This is a genomic window from Bradyrhizobium viridifuturi (assembly GCF_001238275.1).
GTDB lineage: Bacteria > Pseudomonadota > Alphaproteobacteria > Rhizobiales > Xanthobacteraceae > Bradyrhizobium > Bradyrhizobium viridifuturi.
The window spans coordinates 32,991-48,447 of the sequence record NZ_LGTB01000003.1 but is presented as its reverse complement, the minus strand read 5'-3'; the positions used below and the strand labels follow the sequence as shown (position 1 = coordinate 48,447).

General features: G+C 64.4%; 16 protein-coding genes and 1 pseudogene. 9 read left to right on the top strand and 8 right to left on the bottom strand.

What is annotated here, in order from left to right; all coding sequences use genetic code 11:
- The first annotated feature begins 22 nt into the window (after window positions 1-22).
- Window positions 23-1,444 carry an amidase gene (locus tag ALC15_RS03885; protein ID WP_050626149.1) on the top strand — a complete coding sequence of 474 codons (1,422 nt, stop codon included), beginning with the start codon at window positions 23-25 and terminating at the stop codon, window positions 1,442-1,444.
- 6 nt (window positions 1,445-1,450) lie between these two features.
- Here ALC15_RS03885 and ALC15_RS03880 read toward each other — a convergent pair whose 3' ends face one another.
- Together ALC15_RS03880 and ALC15_RS03875 are read right to left on the bottom strand one after the other, a co-directional pair.
- Complete coding sequence (locus tag ALC15_RS03880; RefSeq protein ID WP_050626148.1) at window positions 1,451-2,083, bottom strand: TetR/AcrR family transcriptional regulator; 633 nt, start codon at window positions 2,081-2,083, stop codon at window positions 1,451-1,453.
- Between the two features lie 205 nt (window positions 2,084-2,288).
- Window positions 2,289-3,482, bottom strand: a complete 1,194-nt coding sequence (locus ALC15_RS03875; protein ID WP_050626147.1) for an OpgC domain-containing protein — start codon at window positions 3,480-3,482, stop codon at window positions 2,289-2,291.
- 178 nt (window positions 3,483-3,660) lie between these two features.
- Between ALC15_RS03875 and ALC15_RS03870 the strand changes: the two genes are divergently transcribed.
- Window positions 3,661-4,599, top strand: coding sequence for a CBS domain-containing protein (locus ALC15_RS03870; RefSeq protein WP_244485918.1), 939 nt, complete (start codon window positions 3,661-3,663; stop codon window positions 4,597-4,599).
- A gap of 171 nt (window positions 4,600-4,770) precedes the next feature.
- On the opposite strand, the gene ALC15_RS03865 is transcribed toward ALC15_RS03870, so the two are convergent.
- The 4 genes from ALC15_RS03865 to ALC15_RS03850 form a co-directional block, all read right to left on the bottom strand.
- Window positions 4,771-5,499, bottom strand: coding sequence for a S1C family serine protease (locus ALC15_RS03865; protein WP_244485917.1), 729 nt, complete (start codon window positions 5,497-5,499; stop codon window positions 4,771-4,773).
- A gap of 16 nt (window positions 5,500-5,515) precedes the next feature.
- Window positions 5,516-6,085, bottom strand: coding sequence for a hypothetical protein (locus ALC15_RS03860; RefSeq protein ID WP_244485916.1), 570 nt, complete (start codon window positions 6,083-6,085; stop codon window positions 5,516-5,518).
- A gap of 95 nt (window positions 6,086-6,180) precedes the next feature.
- Window positions 6,181-6,630: a c-type cytochrome gene (locus ALC15_RS03855; protein WP_050626144.1), complete on the bottom strand. Its 450-nt coding sequence runs from the start codon at window positions 6,628-6,630 to the stop codon at window positions 6,181-6,183.
- Between the two features lie 178 nt (window positions 6,631-6,808).
- Window positions 6,809-7,555 carry an SDR family NAD(P)-dependent oxidoreductase gene (locus tag ALC15_RS03850; protein ID WP_050626143.1) on the bottom strand — a complete coding sequence of 249 codons (747 nt, stop codon included), beginning with the start codon at window positions 7,553-7,555 and terminating at the stop codon, window positions 6,809-6,811.
- 103 nt (window positions 7,556-7,658) lie between these two features.
- On the opposite strand from ALC15_RS03850, the gene ALC15_RS03845 reads away from it, so the two are divergent.
- The 6 genes and pseudogenes from ALC15_RS03845 to ALC15_RS03820 all read left to right on the top strand — a co-directional run bounded on the left by ALC15_RS03845 (window position 7,659) and on the right by ALC15_RS03820 (window position 13,347).
- The gene (locus ALC15_RS03845) at window positions 7,659-8,279 is read left to right on the top strand and encodes a TetR/AcrR family transcriptional regulator (protein WP_050626323.1); all 621 of its coding nucleotides are present in this window, start codon (window positions 7,659-7,661) and stop codon (window positions 8,277-8,279) included.
- 233 nt (window positions 8,280-8,512) lie between these two features.
- Window positions 8,513-8,719 (top strand): ferredoxin, encoded by a 207-nt coding sequence (locus ALC15_RS03840; RefSeq protein ID WP_050626322.1) that lies wholly within the window; start codon window positions 8,513-8,515, stop codon window positions 8,717-8,719.
- A gap of 73 nt (window positions 8,720-8,792) precedes the next feature.
- Window positions 8,793-10,019 (top strand): cytochrome P450, encoded by a 1,227-nt coding sequence (locus tag ALC15_RS03835; RefSeq protein WP_050626142.1) that lies wholly within the window; start codon window positions 8,793-8,795, stop codon window positions 10,017-10,019.
- 84 nt (window positions 10,020-10,103) lie between these two features.
- Window positions 10,104-11,426 (top strand): MFS transporter, encoded by a 1,323-nt coding sequence (locus ALC15_RS03830; RefSeq protein ID WP_050626141.1) that lies wholly within the window; start codon window positions 10,104-10,106, stop codon window positions 11,424-11,426.
- Window positions 11,427-11,437: 11 nt separating this feature from the next.
- Window positions 11,438-12,100 carry a sulfite oxidase-like oxidoreductase gene (locus ALC15_RS03825; RefSeq protein WP_050626321.1) on the top strand — a complete coding sequence of 221 codons (663 nt, stop codon included), beginning with the start codon at window positions 11,438-11,440 and terminating at the stop codon, window positions 12,098-12,100.
- A gap of 27 nt (window positions 12,101-12,127) precedes the next feature.
- Window positions 12,128-13,347: pseudogene (locus ALC15_RS03820) on the top strand (bifunctional alpha/beta hydrolase/OsmC family protein).
- A gap of 90 nt (window positions 13,348-13,437) precedes the next feature.
- Here the strand turns inward: ALC15_RS03820 and ALC15_RS48140 are convergent.
- Entirely contained in the window at window positions 13,438-14,028 is a 591-nt protein-coding gene (locus ALC15_RS48140) for an aminotransferase class I/II-fold pyridoxal phosphate-dependent enzyme (RefSeq protein WP_063781785.1), read from the bottom strand.
- Window positions 14,029-14,206: 178 nt separating this feature from the next.
- Window positions 14,207-14,935, bottom strand: a complete 729-nt coding sequence (locus tag ALC15_RS48135) for an aminotransferase class I/II-fold pyridoxal phosphate-dependent enzyme (protein ID WP_063781784.1) — start codon at window positions 14,933-14,935, stop codon at window positions 14,207-14,209.
- An 89-nt stretch (window positions 14,936-15,024) separates the two neighbouring features.
- Here ALC15_RS48135 and ALC15_RS45875 point away from each other — a divergent pair, with 89 nt between their 5' ends.
- Window positions 15,025-15,444, top strand: coding sequence for a DMT family transporter (locus ALC15_RS45875; RefSeq protein WP_244485915.1), 420 nt, complete (start codon window positions 15,025-15,027; stop codon window positions 15,442-15,444).
- The last annotated feature ends 13 nt before the right edge of the window (window positions 15,445-15,457 follow it).

Below are 15,457 nucleotides of genomic sequence, written 5' to 3'. Positions count from 1 at the left end.
GAACACATAGGAGCAACGGCGCATGGCTGATCAGGGTTTGGTGAAGGAAACGGCGTGTGCCGTCGTCGACAAACTGAAAGCCGGTGACGTCACGCCGCTCGATATGCTTGACGTGCTGGAGCAGCGCATCGCCGAGGTCGACGGCAAGGTCAACGCGCTGCCAACGCTCTGCTTCGATCGCGCCCGCGCCCATGCCAAGGCGCTGATGCAGAAGCCGGCCGGCGAGCGCGGCCTGCTCGCGGGCCTTCCCGTGCCGATCAAGGACCTCACCGCCGTCTCCGGCGTGCTGACCACGCTGGGCTCGCCGATCTACAAGGACAACGTCCCGGCGAAATCCGACATCCTGGTCGAGCGCCTCGAACAGAATGGCGGCGTGATCTACGCCAAGTCGAACACGCCTGAATTCGGCGCCGGCGCCAACACCTTCAACGAGGTGTTCGGCCCGACCCGCAATCCCTGGGACACGTCACGCTCGGCGGCCGGCTCCTCCGGCGGCGCAGCCGCGGCATTGGCAAGCGGCACCGCATGGCTCGCGCACGGCTCCGACATGGGCGGCAGCCTGCGCAATCCGGCGAGCTTCTGCGGCATCGTCGGGCTGCGGCCGTCGATCGGCCGCGTCGCGCAGACACCGAAATTCGGCGTCGACCGCACGCTCGGCCAGCAGGGACCGATGGCGCGCAATGTCGAGGACCTCGCGCTGCTGCTCGACGCGATGAGCGGCGAGCACGCCGCCGATCCGCTGTCGCTGCCCACGCTGCCGACATCGTTCCTCTCTGCGGCGCGCTCCAACCAGAAGCCGAAGCGCATCGCCTATTCGCCCGATTTCGGCATCACGCCCGTTGATCCAGAGGTCAAGGCGGTGACGCGCAAGGCGGCCGAGCGTTTCGCGGAAGCCGGCGCGATCGTCGAGGAGGCGTCTCCCGACTTCAGCGAAGCCCATGAATGCTTCCACGTGCTGCGCGCGTTCGATTTCGCGATCACCAAGGCCGACTTGCTGCGCACCAAGCGCGACCTGCTCAAGCCCGAGGTAATCTGGAACATCGAGGAAGGGCTGAAGCTCACGGTCGAAAAGCTCGCGCGCGCCGAGGCGCAGCGCGTCGCGATCACTGCGCGTGCGCTCGAGTTCTTCGACAAGTATGACCTGTTGCTGGCACCCGCGACCATCGTGCCGCCGTTCCCGGTCGAGCACCGCTATGTCGCCGAATGCGACGGCAAGAAGTTCGACAATTACGTCGAATGGCTCGGTATCGTCTATGCGATCACGCTGGCCTGCTGCCCGGCGCTGTCGCTGCCCTGCGGCTTCACCGCGTCGGGCCTGCCGGTCGGCCTGCAGATGGTCGCCAAGCCGCGCGCCGAGGCGCAGCTTCTGGCCGGCGCGAAAGTGCTGGAGGATATTCTCGGCGTGCGCGGCTCCACCCCGATCGATCCGCGGCCGCCGCGATAAGGCGCCTTACGCCTTCTCTTCCGTCGCCTGCAGCGCGACCGACAGCGCGAGCTTGGTCTGCTCGACGATCTCGTCCATCAGCTCCTCGCGGCTGATCTGGGCGACCTCGCCGGTGAGCAGGCCCTGCTCTGCGAGCATCACGATGCCGTGCAGCCCGGCCCAGATCTTCAGCGCCTGCCGCTCGCGCAGCAGCCCCACCGCCGGTGCCTCGAACGACTCGATCAACAGCGCCAGCGTTTCCATCGCCGCAACGTGCAGCTCGCTGCCGACCGGCGCGCAGGCCATGGTTCGGGACGCGAACATCAAGCGATAGATGCCGTGGCGCTCGAGCCCGAAGGCCAGCGCAGCCTGGGCAAAGCGCGACAGTTTCGAGCCCTTGCCGGGCTGCTCGATCGCCTCGCGCATGATGACGTTGAACTGCCGGAACGCCTCCGCGGTCACCGCCTCCAGCAGCGCCTCGCGGTCGGCAAAATGCCGGTACGGCGCTGGCTGCGAGACGCCGAGTTGCTTGGCCAGCGCCTTGATGCTGATCGCCTCGGGACCACCGAGTTCGACCTCGCGCAACGCGGCCTGGATCAGGGCTTCGCGGAGGTCGCCATGGTGGTAGGTCTTGAACGGCTTGCGAACGATTTGTCCCATTGCGGCAGGTTGGTGGGCTACGAAGTGAGTCTTGAGAAGGACAGAGTAGCGAAATCAAAGACTTACGTCACTCACTTATTTTGAAAACGCGAAGCCGATTTACCGTGGCCGCGAAGCTGCCCGGGCTGATCTCCAGCAGAAATTGCGGTGTTTTGAATGGATCTGCGCCAGAACTTTGGCGACGGTGCGATCGACCCCGGCCCCTCTATAGCAGTTTCGGATGTTGCCGGCTTCGTTTGCCGATCCAGGTGATGGATGTCGCAAACAGAACCAGCGCCACGACCCCTACGGCACTCACCACGAACTGTGCCGCGATGCTGTCGGACACCTTGATGAGATACAAATCCGCCAGCAGGGAAAGCACGACGGCCACACAGTAGGTTTCGAGCGAACGCTCGCCGCAACGAATTGCTCCTTTCAGAACGACCGTGCCAAATCCGCGCCAATTCGTCGGCACGAACCTCGCCACGACGATGGCGATCGCCAGGAAATGCAGCAGCCGCAGCGGGTCCAGATCGGGCTTGTTGATCGGATAGATCAACCGCTGGATGTAGTCGGGAATCGCGGCCGCCAGTGGCGCGATCTCCCAACTCAATGCGACCACCAGACTGAAACCGATGTACGCGATCGCGAGCAGAACGACGGGCCTCGCAACGATTACCTGCGAAAGTATCCGATGGCCTCGCGTGGCCCACCACGCCCCGATAACGACCAGGAACTGCCAGGCAAGCGGATTGAAGTACCATTGATTGGTCGGCCACTCCGGCAAGTTCCAGCCGTACAATCGGACCAGCACGTAGACGAGCGCGGAGAGCAGCAGAGACGCGTTGGGAAACTTCAACATTCCCCACAGGACAGGTGCAAACGATAGATGAAAGAGCACGAAGGTTGGCAGGGCATCCGTGTTCACTGGGCGGTACATCAGGATGGCGGCGTAGCTCAGGGCTGCGCCCGGATCTTGCAGCAGGACCTTCACGTTGGCTTGGTCCGCCAGGCTGTCGCTTCCCCAGCCGTACACGACCATGGCAAGAGCCACGGTCAGGATGAGAAAAGCGACATAGATCTCCCAGCTTCGCAGCAGCGTATGCGCGACGACTGAAGTCCATCCGTCGCGACGGCGGACATCGCCGTAGCTCAGTGCACAGGTCACGCCGGACACGAACATGAAGACTTCGGTCGCATCGCTGAAGCCATAGTGGTGCAGGGTCAACCAGCTGAAGACGTTGTTGGGAATGTGATCGAGGAAGATGCACCAGAGTGCAAGACCTCGGCACAGATCCAGCCGGAGATCGCGGTCCAGCGCCGCGCTGTCCTGCCTCCCCTGATGAAAGGTCGGCGATGCGGAATGCTGGCGGGAATTCCCGCTGTTCGAGCGACCAGTCACACAGTCGGAAAGCATTGGACTATTACCAACCGTCGTCGGCCACCCAGGCCCCAATTGCCTCTCACATCGCTGGCATATCAGCGCAATGCACGATCGTCCGGTTGATAAATATCAACAACGCTCGTCCTTTCCGGGAGTTAGCTGAACCATCAGCTCAAGTCGGAGGATCCACGCCGTGCGGGTAAGGGAGATCATGTCACGGAACGTCATCACAATCGATGCGGATGCATCGGTGAGCGATGCCATCAAGACGATGCTGTCTCACCACATCAGTGGCCTTCCTGTGGTCGATCAGAATGGCGCGCTCATCGGCATACTGTCCGACGGAGACTTCATTCGGCGCGTCGAGCTTGGAACCGAGAAGCGTCGCGGCCGCTGGCTCGCCATGCTTGCGGGCACGAGCCAAGTCGCACTCGATTTCGCCCGCCAGCATGGCCGCAAGGTCAACGAGATCATGTCGCCCGATCCGATCACCGTCGACGAGAACATGCCGCTCGAGCAAGTCGTTCAACTCATGGAATCGCACGGCGTCACGCGGTTTCCGGTCATGCGCGACGGGAGCCTGGTCGGGATGGTGACGCGCGCGGACTTCATGACCGCGATCGGAAACCTCGGCTTCGAACGAGTCTCCACTTCCGCCAACGACGATCAGATTCGCGCGGCGGTGATTGCCGCACTCGCGCATGCGTCCTGGCGCCCCGCGGCGCTGAACGTCAGCGTGCATGACGGGATCGTCAGCTTGCGCGGCAACATCCGGAGCGACAACGCGCGCAAAGCTACGACCGTCGCGGCGGAGAACGTTGCGGGTGTCAAGCGGGTCGAAGACCAGCTGGCGAAGATCACTTACCCACCGCCGGAGGAGGATTATGGCGGCGGCGACTTCGTCTCCGTGCAGGAAGAGCCTTCGACAGAGGATGATCAGCCTTGTAGAGCCGATTGCGCTGGTTCGCGCCGTCGGATCCGGCGTTCATTTGCCGGCGGGATGGATTGCGGCAGTGTTCGCGAACATGACTCCGATGGACTTCTCGTCAAGATCTGCGACCGCGGCCCAAAGAAGCCGCCAGCTGGGCGGCAGCCGACAGCTTCAATGGGCTTACTGTGCGCGATTGGGGGATCTGCGCAGCCCGAGTAAAGCGGATTGCCGGGAGGCGGATTTGACCTGCATCAAATCCGGCGTGCGACCCTCTGCCACGTCACGAGACGCAATATGCTTCGCCCTCGTCGCCCGCCAACAGCTTGACCGAACACCTCAAGATCGACCCGCGATCATGCTGGGGCCTAGTTCAATCTGACGAAGAGGCGATCAATCGCATCCGAAGGGATTGCCAGGCCAAAAGCCCCGCTCGGTCTCGCCGGTGGTGGCGACAACAATGCCGATCACCTCGCCCCGCAGATTGAACAGCGGTCCGCCCGAGCTGCCACGATCAAGCAAGGCGTCGGTCTGGATGAGATCCTGGCAGGGAATGCCGGCGCGCGAACGATGCAGAGCGCTGACAATGCCGAAACTGACGCCTTGAGCGAGTCCCGCCGTCCCCCCGACTGCAAGCACGAAATCGCCCGGTTCGGCATCGATCGATCGACCGACGGTGGCTGCGGTGAGTCCGGAGGCCGAAACCCTCAGCATGGCCAGGTCATGGCGCTCGTCGGCCACCACGAACTTCGCCTCAAACCGGCGTCCGTCCGACAATTCGACCGAGAGTGACTTGGCGCCGTCGATCAGATGATTGCTCGTCACGATCGATCCGGACTCCGACTTGATGATGACGCCCGCACCAGACACCTCCTTCGTCATGGGAAGACCAGTGTTCACCGACCCGGAGGCTGCCGCCATTCCGGTACCGACCCTTATGCTGACGACAGTTCGGATGATCTTCCCAACCAGAGGCGCAAGCGTCTGCACGTCCCGGATTTCTCCCGCTTGCACCTGTCCGGCCCAGAGCAGCAGGAGACCCGACGTCACAACGACGATCAATGATGACAACAGATCAGCCCAGGGCCTCGCCAACGCGCGGCAGGCCCTTTGCGGGATCATCTCGCACTCGCCCGCACTATTCGGCTGCGGCGATCGGCAGCGCGCCAGACCGCCGCTCCGCCGCGATGATTGCCTTCCATAATGCAGCAATACTGCCCTGGGTGGTTGGCAGAACCGAGCAATGCCCCGCGGCGTCAAAATCGCAGAACCTCGCCGCCGGATCCTCACATATCTCCGCAAACGCCTGATTGATGAGGTCGAGACATTCCAGCAGTCGGGTGATGTTTTCGAGACCGGCACGACGCTGAAGATCAAGCAGGCGAAACGTCACGACTGGCGGGTCGCCGTAGGAGATCTCGGGATGGGCAAGCCCGAAGAGCACCTCGACAGCGGATGGCACCTGTCTAATTCGATTGAGAAGGTTCGCAGCCTGGGCTTCTGTGCAGGCAACCAGCCGCGGCAACGGCGCTCCGGTTACCGAGCTTGCAGCGAGAAGCGCCGATATCTGCTGCTCAAGCCAGAGACGAACGGGCGCCGGGGCGTTCTGAATTTGCTGGGCATCAAGCACTATGCCAGTCATCGTCGATCCTCCGCTTTCCGCAAGACCACTAGCGCCATTGCTTGCGACGGCCTTGATGAGAATCAATCAGGGACGCGTCCGCCTTGATGCGTATGCGACCGCGAGCGATCGGCTGCCACGGGCGAGCGCGGCGAGACGGTCATCCAAGTCGCCCTTGGCCGCTACTTCTGCTGGATGCCGTTCAGATAGTCGATCACGGCGAGGATCCGCGTTCGCACAACGACCTCCCGCAATTCCCGCGACGGATCGAGCGCATCGTAAGCCGGATCAACAGTGTGAGGCACATTCATGATGGGGTTGAATCGTTCCCCCCAAATTGGCATTTCATGCGTGCCGTGAGCGGGAACTTTGTTGCGCCCATCGATGATTTGATAGACGGCACTCGTCGGAAAGACGCCGTTGTTGTTCTTGGCCAAGGCCGTCAGATCGGACGGCGGCACCTTCAGCAGTTCACTGACCGGTCCCTTACCCTTTCCATCCATACCATGGCAGGTTGCGCACGACGCCCGAAATTCCGCCTTTCCGACATCGGCGCCTTCGGCGTGAACGGGCGCAGCGAAAGCAGCGGTCAGGCCGGCAATCATCAGCGACTTAAGGCAACGGGTCATCATATCGCGCCCCCCGGCTTCGGATGACTCTGTCTAGCTGTGTTGGGTTTCCTCCAGCTTGACGCAGATCAACGGACCCGGCGTGCGCGCCTTGCGGCGTAAGCAGCCAGCCGACACCTTGGCATCCAGGTGCGTAACGCCGCCGCAACGAGTGCACGCGTCGCCGTGGCGGGCAACGTCGTCAGGCGTTGGCGCCGCCGTCGACGGTGAGACCGGCACCATTGATCGAGCCCGCTTCGGGACCGGCAACAAACGCGACCAGGGCAGCGACGTCATCGGCCTTGCCGTAGCGCTTGATGGCCATGCGCGCGCGTTGCGCCTCGGCCTGCTCGCCATCAGCCGGGTTCATGTCGGTATTGGTGGAGCCGGGATGGACGATATTGACCGTGATGCCGCGGCCGCCGAGGTCACGGGCGAGACCCTGAGTCCAGGCAATCAACGCCGACTTGCTCATTGAGTAGAGGCTCATGCCGGCATCGGGCACCCGGCTGGCAAGGTTGCTGCCGATATTGATGATGCGCCCGCCCTCGCCCATATGCGTGACCGCGGCCTGCGATGCGACCACCACCGCCCGGACGTTTACGGCCAGCGTGGCGTCGATATCCTCCAGCGTGACGGCGTCGATCGGACCGCCGCCACGGAAGATGCCGGCATTGTTGACGAGGATGTCCAGACCGCCGAATTCCCTGGCGGCCGCGTTCACCGCGCCGCGCACGGCACTCGCGTCCGCGCTATCCGCCCGCAGCGCCAGCGCGCGGCGGCCCTGTTTCCTGATCTCCGCTCCGACGGCTTCGGCGCGGTCGGCCGAACGTTCATAGGTGATGGCGACGTCGGCGCCTTCGGCGGCAAGACGCCTGGCGATGGCGGCACCGATGCCGCGGCTGCCGCCGGTGACGAGGGCGCGTTTTCCTTGCAGGGATTGGGTCATGTTCAGCTCATCTCATATATGTAACGATCGACACAGAATTAGGAAGCTTGCGCCGACGCGTCAAGTCAATTATTTAGTGATCGACACAGAAATGGACGAACCGATGGCTGGGCGTGGCCGCCCCCGGAATTTCGACAAGGACGCCGCGCTGGCGCGCGCGATGGAGCTGTTCTGGCTGAAGGGTTACGAGGGCGCCTCGATGGCCGACCTCACCTCGGCAATGGGGATTGCGTCGCCCAGCCTGTACGCCGCCTTCGGCAGCAAGGAGGACCTGTTCCGCAAGGCGCTCGATTATTACGTGGCGAGCGAAGGTGGCTTGATCTGGGGTGCCGTGACCGAGACGCACACCGCCTACCAGGCCGTCGAAACCTTCCTCATGCAGACCGCGCGCGTCTTTACCCGCCGCTCACGCCCGCCGGGCTGCCTCGTGGTATTGTCGGCGCTGCATCCGAACGAACATTCCGAGACCGTGCGGCGCGAACTCGTGCAGCGGCGCGCGCAGGCGGTGGCGGAGCTGCGCGAACGGCTGCGCCAGGGCGTTGCGCGCGGCGAGATCTCGCCCACGGCCGATCTCGACGCGATCGCCAAGTACTACATCACGGTGCAGCAGGGCATGTCGATCCAGGCGCGTGACGGCGCCACAAGGAAGCAGCTTGAGCAGATCGCCGCCGCCGCCCTCGCCGCCTGGGCCCCGCTCACAGCGCCAACGCCTACGGCGCATTAGGGGAACTGCCGCTTCGCGGGGCATCGGCCATCCTGTCGCGTGGCCGTCGCCGGATCCCCGTGGCCTACCCCGAGTTTTCGCTTGACGGCAAAGCGGGACGATAATGTAATATAGTATAACTTAGTGAGCCAGTATTCAGACCGGCCGCCCAAGCAAGCTAGAACTTGCATAATATGAAAAACGAGGAACCCGGCGCGCTCCGCAGCGCGCCAGAACCGAGGGAGAGCGCTTGCATGTCCAAGCTCAAGATTCGCGTCGACCAGGACAAATGCCAGGGTCACGCCCGCTGCAAATCGCTCGCCCCCGAACTGTTCGAGCTCGACGAGTACGGCAACGCCCATGAGGTCGGCGACGGGACCGTCCCGGCCGGGCTCGAGGACAAGGCCTGGCTCGCGCAGTCCAACTGCCCGGAAATCGCGATCGAAGTCACCGAGGAATAGCAGCCGGCAGGGACGGCCGCGCGCCTCCCGTTGCGCCGACCCGCGTCTGATCGAACGAGAAGGAAACGAGCCGATGTCCGATTCCCCGTCCGCAAGCTATCTGCCCGAGCATCCCCCGGTGACCGATTGGGTCCATGATTTCGACCATACCGATCCGGTCTGGACCGACGACCCGTTCCCGATCTGGGAGACGCTGCGCGCGGCCTCGCCGGTCGTGCACACCGAGCGCTTCCTCGGCTGCTACATGCCGACCACCTATCAGGCGGTGAAGGAGATCGCCTACGACACCGAGCATTTCTCCTCGCGCCGCGTCATCGTGCGCGACGTCCGCCCCGAGATCTCCGCCCGCGCGCCGCCGATCACCTCCGATCCGCCGGAGCACAAGCCCGCCAAGCAGGTGCTGCTGCCGCCGTTCACGCCGGATGCAATGAAGCGGCTGGAGCCGCGGGTACGCGCGATCTGCAACGAGCTGATCGACGAGTTCATCGCCGACGGCCATTGCGACGCCGCCGCGCGCTACACCAAGCACATCCCGGTGCGCGCCATCGCTCACATGCTGGGAATCCCCGAGAAGGACGGCGACCTCTTCATCAAATGGATCCACCAGATCCTCGAGCTCGGCATCAAGAGCGAAGAGGAGATGATGAACGGCGTGCGCGAGATGACCGGCTACTTCAAGGCCCATCTCGAGCAACGCAAGCTCGCGCCGGGCGAAGATCTGATCTCGGAGCTGCTGCGATCCAAGGGCCCCGGCGGCCAGCCGCTTACCGACGAGCACGTGCTCGGCTCGCTGCGGCTGCTGCTGATCGCCGGCATCGACACCACCTGGAGCGCGATCGGCTCCTCGCTCTGGCACCTCGCCAGGACACCGGCCGATCGCGAACGCCTGATTGCGGAGCCGGCGCTGATCCCGACCGCGATCGAGGAATTCCTGCGCGCCTATTCGCCGGTCACGATGGCGCGCGAGGTGATGAAGGAGACCACGATCTCCGGCTGCCCGGTCAAGGCCGGCAATATGGTGCTGTTGTCCTTCCCGGCGGCCAACCGCGACCCCGCCATGTTCCCGGATGCGGACAAGGTGGTGATCGACCGCAAGGAGAACCGCCACGCCGCCTTCGGCCTCGGCATTCACCGCTGCGTCGGTTCCAATCTGGCGCGGATGGAGATGCAGGTGGCGATCGAGGAATGGCTGAAGCGGATCCCGGACTTCCGCCTCGACCCGGCCGGCAAGGTGACATGGTCCGAAGGCACGGTGCGCGGCCCGCGTCAACTGCCGGTCCTGTTCGGCAAGAACGCCTGAAGAACAGGACAGCAGTTACATCGCACCACGCAAATGAGTTAGGTTGCCCCGGAATCGTGCCAGAGAATCCGGGGAGGCCTGCCAATGTCCGAACAAACCGCTCAACCCGCGAGCGATCACCTCGACATCCATGACGTCGAGCGGCGGGTGAAGGCGATCTTCATCGGCTCGGTTGGCAATCTCGTCGAATGGTACGATTTCTACGCCTACACCGCGTTCGCGCTGTATTTCGCGCCGGCGTTCTTCCCACACAGCGATCCGGTGGTACAGCAGCTCAACGCCGCCGTGCTGTTTGCTGCGACGTTCCTGATGCGCCCGCTCGGCGGCTGGCTGTTCGGCTTCATCGCCGACCGCTATGGCCGGCGGCTGTCGTTGACGCTATCGGTGGTCTGCATGTGCTTCGGCTCGCTGATCATCGCGGTGACGCCGACCTATGCCACGATCGGCTTTGCGGCCCCGGCGATCCTGGCGCTCGCCCGCGTTATCGAGGGGTTGAGCCTCGGCGGCGAATACGGCGCCAGCGCCACCTATCTCAGCGAGGTCGCCGACCCCAAGCACCGCGGCTTCTATTCCAGCTTCCAGTACGTCACGCTGATCGGCGGCCAGCTCACCGCGATCATCGTGCTCTTGCTGCTGCAGAAGGTGTTCCTGACGCCCGACGAGCTGAAAGCCTGGGGCTGGCGGATTCCGTTCGTGATCGGCGCCCTGCTCGCGATCTTCGCCGCGGTGATGCGGCGCGGCCTGCACGAGACCGAGGCGTTCGAGGAAGCCAAGAAGGTCTCCAAGCCGACCGGCTCGATCGTCGGCCTCTTGAACTACCCGCGCGAATTGCTGTTGGTGGTCGGCCTCACCGCGGGCGGCACTGCGGCGTTCTACACCTTCACCACCTACATGCAGACCTTCGTGAAGCTGTCGGTCGGCCTCACCGAGGATCAGACCACCTTCGTGATCTTCGGCTCGCTGATCTTCGCGACCTTCCTGCAACCGATCTATGGCGCGCTGTCCGACCGCATCGGCCGCAAGCCGCTCTTGATCTTCTTCGGCGTCGTCGGCACCATTGCCACGATCCCGATCCTGACCATGCTGAAGGAGACCAAGTCGCCCTTCATCGCCTTCCTGCTGATCTGCGGCGCGTGGATCTTCGTCGCCGGCTACACCTCGATCAATGCGATCGTGAAGGCCGAGCTGTTTCCGACCAACGTCCGGGCACTCGGCGTCGGCCTGCCCTACGCCATCACGGTGTCGATCTTCGGCGGCACCGCGCCCGCGGTCGCGCTCTATTTCAAGAGCATCGGGCATGAGGACTGGTTCTACTATTACCTCAGCGGCATGATCTTCCTGTCGCTGCTGATCTACTCGACCATGCGCGACACCAAGCACGACTCCGCGATGCATCGCCACGAGTGACGACCGACGCCATGACCGACGATAACGAACCGCCTGAAAGCAAGCTGACCCGCAGCAAGCAGCGCTGGGCGCGCGAAGGCAAGTTCCTCACCGGCAGGATCACCCGGCCGGAGGAGCAGCGCCTGCCGCCGGGCCAGCATCTGACCAAGGACTGGCCGGTGCTCGATCTCGGGATGCTGCCGAACATCACGCGGGAGCGCTGGCGGCTCGACGTCTACGGCGCGGTCGAGCAGACGCTCTACTGGGACTGGCCGCAATTCACGGCGCAGCCGCAGACACAGTTCGTCTCCGATATTCACTGCGTCACCACCTGGTCGCGCTACGACAACCAGTGGGAGGGGCTCGCGACCCGCGACCTGCTCGCGGCGTGCCAGCCGCGCGAGGATGCGCGGTTCGTCGTGCTGCATTCGTATGACGGCTATGCGACGAACCTGCCGATCGAGGATTTCGCCGCCGAGGACGCGCTGCTGGCGCATAGCTGGTCGGGCAAGCCGCTGGAGCAGGAGCATGGCGGCCCGGTGCGGCTGGTGGTGCCGCACCTCTATTTCTGGAAGAGCGCCAAATGGCTGCAGCGCATCGAATTTCTGACCGAAGATGCGCCGGGCTTCTGGGAGGTGCGCGGCTATCACAATCGCGGTGATCCCTGGGCCGAACAGCGCTATTCTGGCGACTGACAACCACCATAATGATGGAGCCTGGCCGTGCCGCATGAACGCTTTCAATTCACCGGTGTGGGCGGCCATCAGCTGGCCGCTGCACTCGATACGCCTGATGGCCCGATCAAGGCCTACGCGCTGTTCGCGCACTGCTTCACCTGCGGCAAGGATGTGCTGGCGGCCAAACGCATCGCGGTCGCTCTTGCGGCCAAGGGCATCGCCACGCTGCGCTTCGACTTCACCGGCCTCGGCTCCAGCGAGGGCGACTTCGCCAACTCGACCTTCTCGTCGAACGTCGCCGACCTGGTCCGCGCCGCCGACCATCTGCGCGAGACGCGCAAGGCGCCCGCGATCCTGATCGGCCACAGCCTCGGCGGCGCCGCGATCCTTGCGGCAGCCGGCCAGATCCCCGAGGCGAAAGCGGTCGCCACGATCGCGGCGCCGTCCGATCCGATCCATGTCACGCATCTGTTCAAGGATGGGATCGAGGACATCCGCGCGAAGGGCGAAGGCGAAGTGTCGCTCGCCGGCCGCCCATTCCGCATCAAGCGCGAATTCCTCGACGATGTCGCCGAGCAGAATTTGATGGCGCAGGTCAAGACGCTGCACAAGGCGCTGCTGGTCATGCATTCGCCGACCGACGACACCGTCGGCATCGACAACGCCACCAACATCTTCATCGCGGCCAAGCACCCCAAGAGCTTCGTCTCGCTTGCGGGCGCAGATCACCTCCTGAGCGGCAAGCAGGATGCCGCCTATGTCGCCGACGTGATCGGGGCCTGGGCCGAGCGCTACGTCGATCTCGTGGAACAGCCCGCGGCCGACACCGGCAGCGCGCCGCGCAACGTCGTGGTGCAGGAGACCCGCAACGGCAAGTTCCAGCAGATCGTCACCACCGGTCCGCACCGGTTGATCGCCGACGAACCGGTCGCGTCGGCGGCGATGACAGCGGCCCCGGGCCGTACGATTTCCTGCTCACCGGGCTAGGCGCCTGCACCTCGATGACGATGCGGATGTATGCCGACCGGAAGTCGCTGCCGGTCGATCGCATCACCGTGACGCTCCAGCACAACAAGATCTATGCCAAGGATTGCGAGGAGTGCGAGACGCGCGAGGGCATGCTCGACCAGATCGACCGTGTCATCAGGATCGAGGGCAATCTGGATGCCGATCAGCGCAAGCGGCTGATGGAGATCGCCGACAAATGTCCGGTGCACAAAACGCTGACGTCGGAGGTCCGGATCGTCACCAAGGCGGCGGAGTGAGCCTGCGCGGACAAAATATCGAAAACAACCCCATGCAAAGGAGCTGGCGGCCGCCGGCGTTCGACAAGGCCGCTTGACACGTCGGGCAACTCAGCAATATACTTCTAATATTCCGAAATCATGCGAGCCCCCTCGCCGTCTACCCGCGCGCTTGCCGCTCAAGCAGTTCGCCATGATCCGCACCGCGGCCGCGATCTCGTTTTCGCGCCAGGCGGCGAAGCCGAGCAGCAGGCCGTGGTCGCGTGGCCGTTGCAGCGCGAGGCTCGACAGCGCGCGCACCTCGACGCCGGTCGCCACCAACCGCGAGACTGCATTTTGGTCTGCAGCGCCATCCTTGAAACGAGCAATCAGTTGCATCCCGCCCGGCGGGACCTCAGCGACGAGAACGCCACCGAGCTGCCGCGCCAGCGCCGCGGCAAGATGGTCGCGGCGCGCGCGGTAGATCCGCCGCATTCGCCTGACATGCGCCAGGAAATGCCCGTCGGCCATGAAGCCCGCCAGCGCCTCCTGGACGTGCACCGAAGCGATCAGCCCGAGGTGGCGCTGCGCGATCTCCATCGTCCGCGCCAGTTGCGGCGGCACCACCAGATAGCCGATCCGGATGTCGGCAGTCGTCGCCTTCGCGAACGTGCCGAGATAGAGCACGCGGCCCTCGCGATCGAGGCCCTGCAGCGCCGGCATCGGACGGCTGTCATAATGAAACTCGCCGTCGTAGTCTCTTCGACGATCCAGGTCTTGCCGGGCTCGGCCGCCGCCAACAATTCGGTGCGGCGTGCAACCGGCATCACCCGCCCGGTCGGGTGTTGATGCGACGGCGTGGTGAAGATGAGCTTCGGCGCGCGCGCCTCGCGCATCCGCATCATGCCCCATTGATCGAGCCTGACGCCGACGACGTCGCACCCGCGGCGCGAAACGCCGCCGCGGCGCCGGGGTAGCCGGGATCCTCGGTCCACACCGCATCGCCAGGCGTGATGACGGTCGCGGCGATCAGTGTCAGCGCCGCCTGCGCCGTCGGCAGGATCAGGATCTGCTCGGCCTCGGCGCGCACGCCTCTGTTGACCTCGAGGTAGTCGCGCAAGGCTTCGCGCAGGCCGGGCCGGTTGATCCCGGTCTGGTCGTTGAAGCGGCGGCGCAATGCGCTGCGCCGCAGGCAGCGCGCCCAGATCTCGTGCGGAAATTCTCGCGCATCCGCCAGCCCCGAACGCAGCGGCCGGAACTTCGCTTGGTATGACAGCGGCCAATCCGTGTCGGAGAGCTGTGAGGCCCAGGGCGACAACAGCGGTTTGCGGGCCGTCTCGCGCCTCGGCGCAGCCACAGGCTTGGCGAAGCGCGCCTCGATATCGTCTGACACCACCGGCCGCCGCCGCGCGGCGACGCGCAAATACCCCTCGGCTGCAAGCTGCTCAAAGGCATGCGTCACCGTGTTGCGCGACACGTCGAGCTCGGCCGACAGTGTGCGGCTCGACGGCAGCACGGCCCCGCTCCTGATCCGGCCGCTCGCCATCAGCGCACGCAGCTGCTGGGTCAGTTGCGCAGTCAACCCGGCATCATCAGTCCGCTTCAGCGCGAGCAATTCGGCAAGAATCAAACTGGCTCCTTCATTCTATCAAATCTGGCTCTTTTGATGGAGCCAGTCTGATCCTATTCACGGGAAGTGTCACCTGCAAGGATTCTGTCGTGAACCAGTCACTCTCCCCCGCCAGAGCCGCCGCGCTGTTCATCGTCGTGGTGCTGGCCTGGGGCATCAACTGGTCGGTGACGAAATCGCTGGTCGAGGTGGTGCCGCCGCTGTGGACCGCGTCGATCCGCAGCTGGGTCGCCCTGATCGCCCTGCTGGTGATCCTGCGCGCCAGCGGCAATTTGATCATTCCGCGGATCGCCGATGTGCCTGTCGTGCTCAGCGTCGCGCTGCTGCACATGACGTTCTTCTCGACCCTGGTCGCCGCCGGCCTGCGCTATCTGCCGGCGAGCAAGGGCGTCGTGCTCGGTTACACCACGCCGCTCTGGGTCGCGCTTGCGGCCGGCGCCGCGCGAACCGAGCGGCTCGGCGCGCTGAAACTCGTCGCGTCGCGTCGGGGCTCGCCGGCCTCTGCGTGATCCTCAACCCGGC

Coding starts and splice junctions, on each gene's coding strand:
- ALC15_RS03885 (WP_050626149.1), top strand. CDS start 23: ATGGCTGATCAGGGTTTGGTGAAGGAAACGGCGTGTGCCGTCGTCGAC.
- ALC15_RS03880 (WP_050626148.1), bottom strand. CDS start 2,083: ATGGGACAAATCGTTCGCAAGCCGTTCAAGACCTACCACCATGGCGAC.
- ALC15_RS03875 (WP_050626147.1), bottom strand. CDS start 3,482: ATGCTTTCCGACTGTGTGACTGGTCGCTCGAACAGCGGGAATTCCCGC.
- ALC15_RS03870 (WP_244485918.1), top strand. CDS start 3,661: ATGTCACGGAACGTCATCACAATCGATGCGGATGCATCGGTGAGCGAT.
- ALC15_RS03865 (WP_244485917.1), bottom strand. CDS start 5,499: ATGATCCCGCAAAGGGCCTGCCGCGCGTTGGCGAGGCCCTGGGCTGAT.
- ALC15_RS03855 (WP_050626144.1), bottom strand. CDS start 6,630: ATGATGACCCGTTGCCTTAAGTCGCTGATGATTGCCGGCCTGACCGCT.
- ALC15_RS03850 (WP_050626143.1), bottom strand. CDS start 7,555: ATGACCCAATCCCTGCAAGGAAAACGCGCCCTCGTCACCGGCGGCAGC.
- ALC15_RS03845 (WP_050626323.1), top strand. CDS start 7,659: ATGGCTGGGCGTGGCCGCCCCCGGAATTTCGACAAGGACGCCGCGCTG.
- ALC15_RS03840 (WP_050626322.1), top strand. CDS start 8,513: ATGTCCAAGCTCAAGATTCGCGTCGACCAGGACAAATGCCAGGGTCAC.
- ALC15_RS03835 (WP_050626142.1), top strand. CDS start 8,793: ATGTCCGATTCCCCGTCCGCAAGCTATCTGCCCGAGCATCCCCCGGTG.
- ALC15_RS03830 (WP_050626141.1), top strand. CDS start 10,104: ATGTCCGAACAAACCGCTCAACCCGCGAGCGATCACCTCGACATCCAT.
- ALC15_RS03825 (WP_050626321.1), top strand. CDS start 11,438: ATGACCGACGATAACGAACCGCCTGAAAGCAAGCTGACCCGCAGCAAG.
- ALC15_RS48140 (WP_063781785.1), bottom strand. CDS start 14,028: ATGCCGGCGCTGCAGGGCCTCGATCGCGAGGGCCGCGTGCTCTATCTC.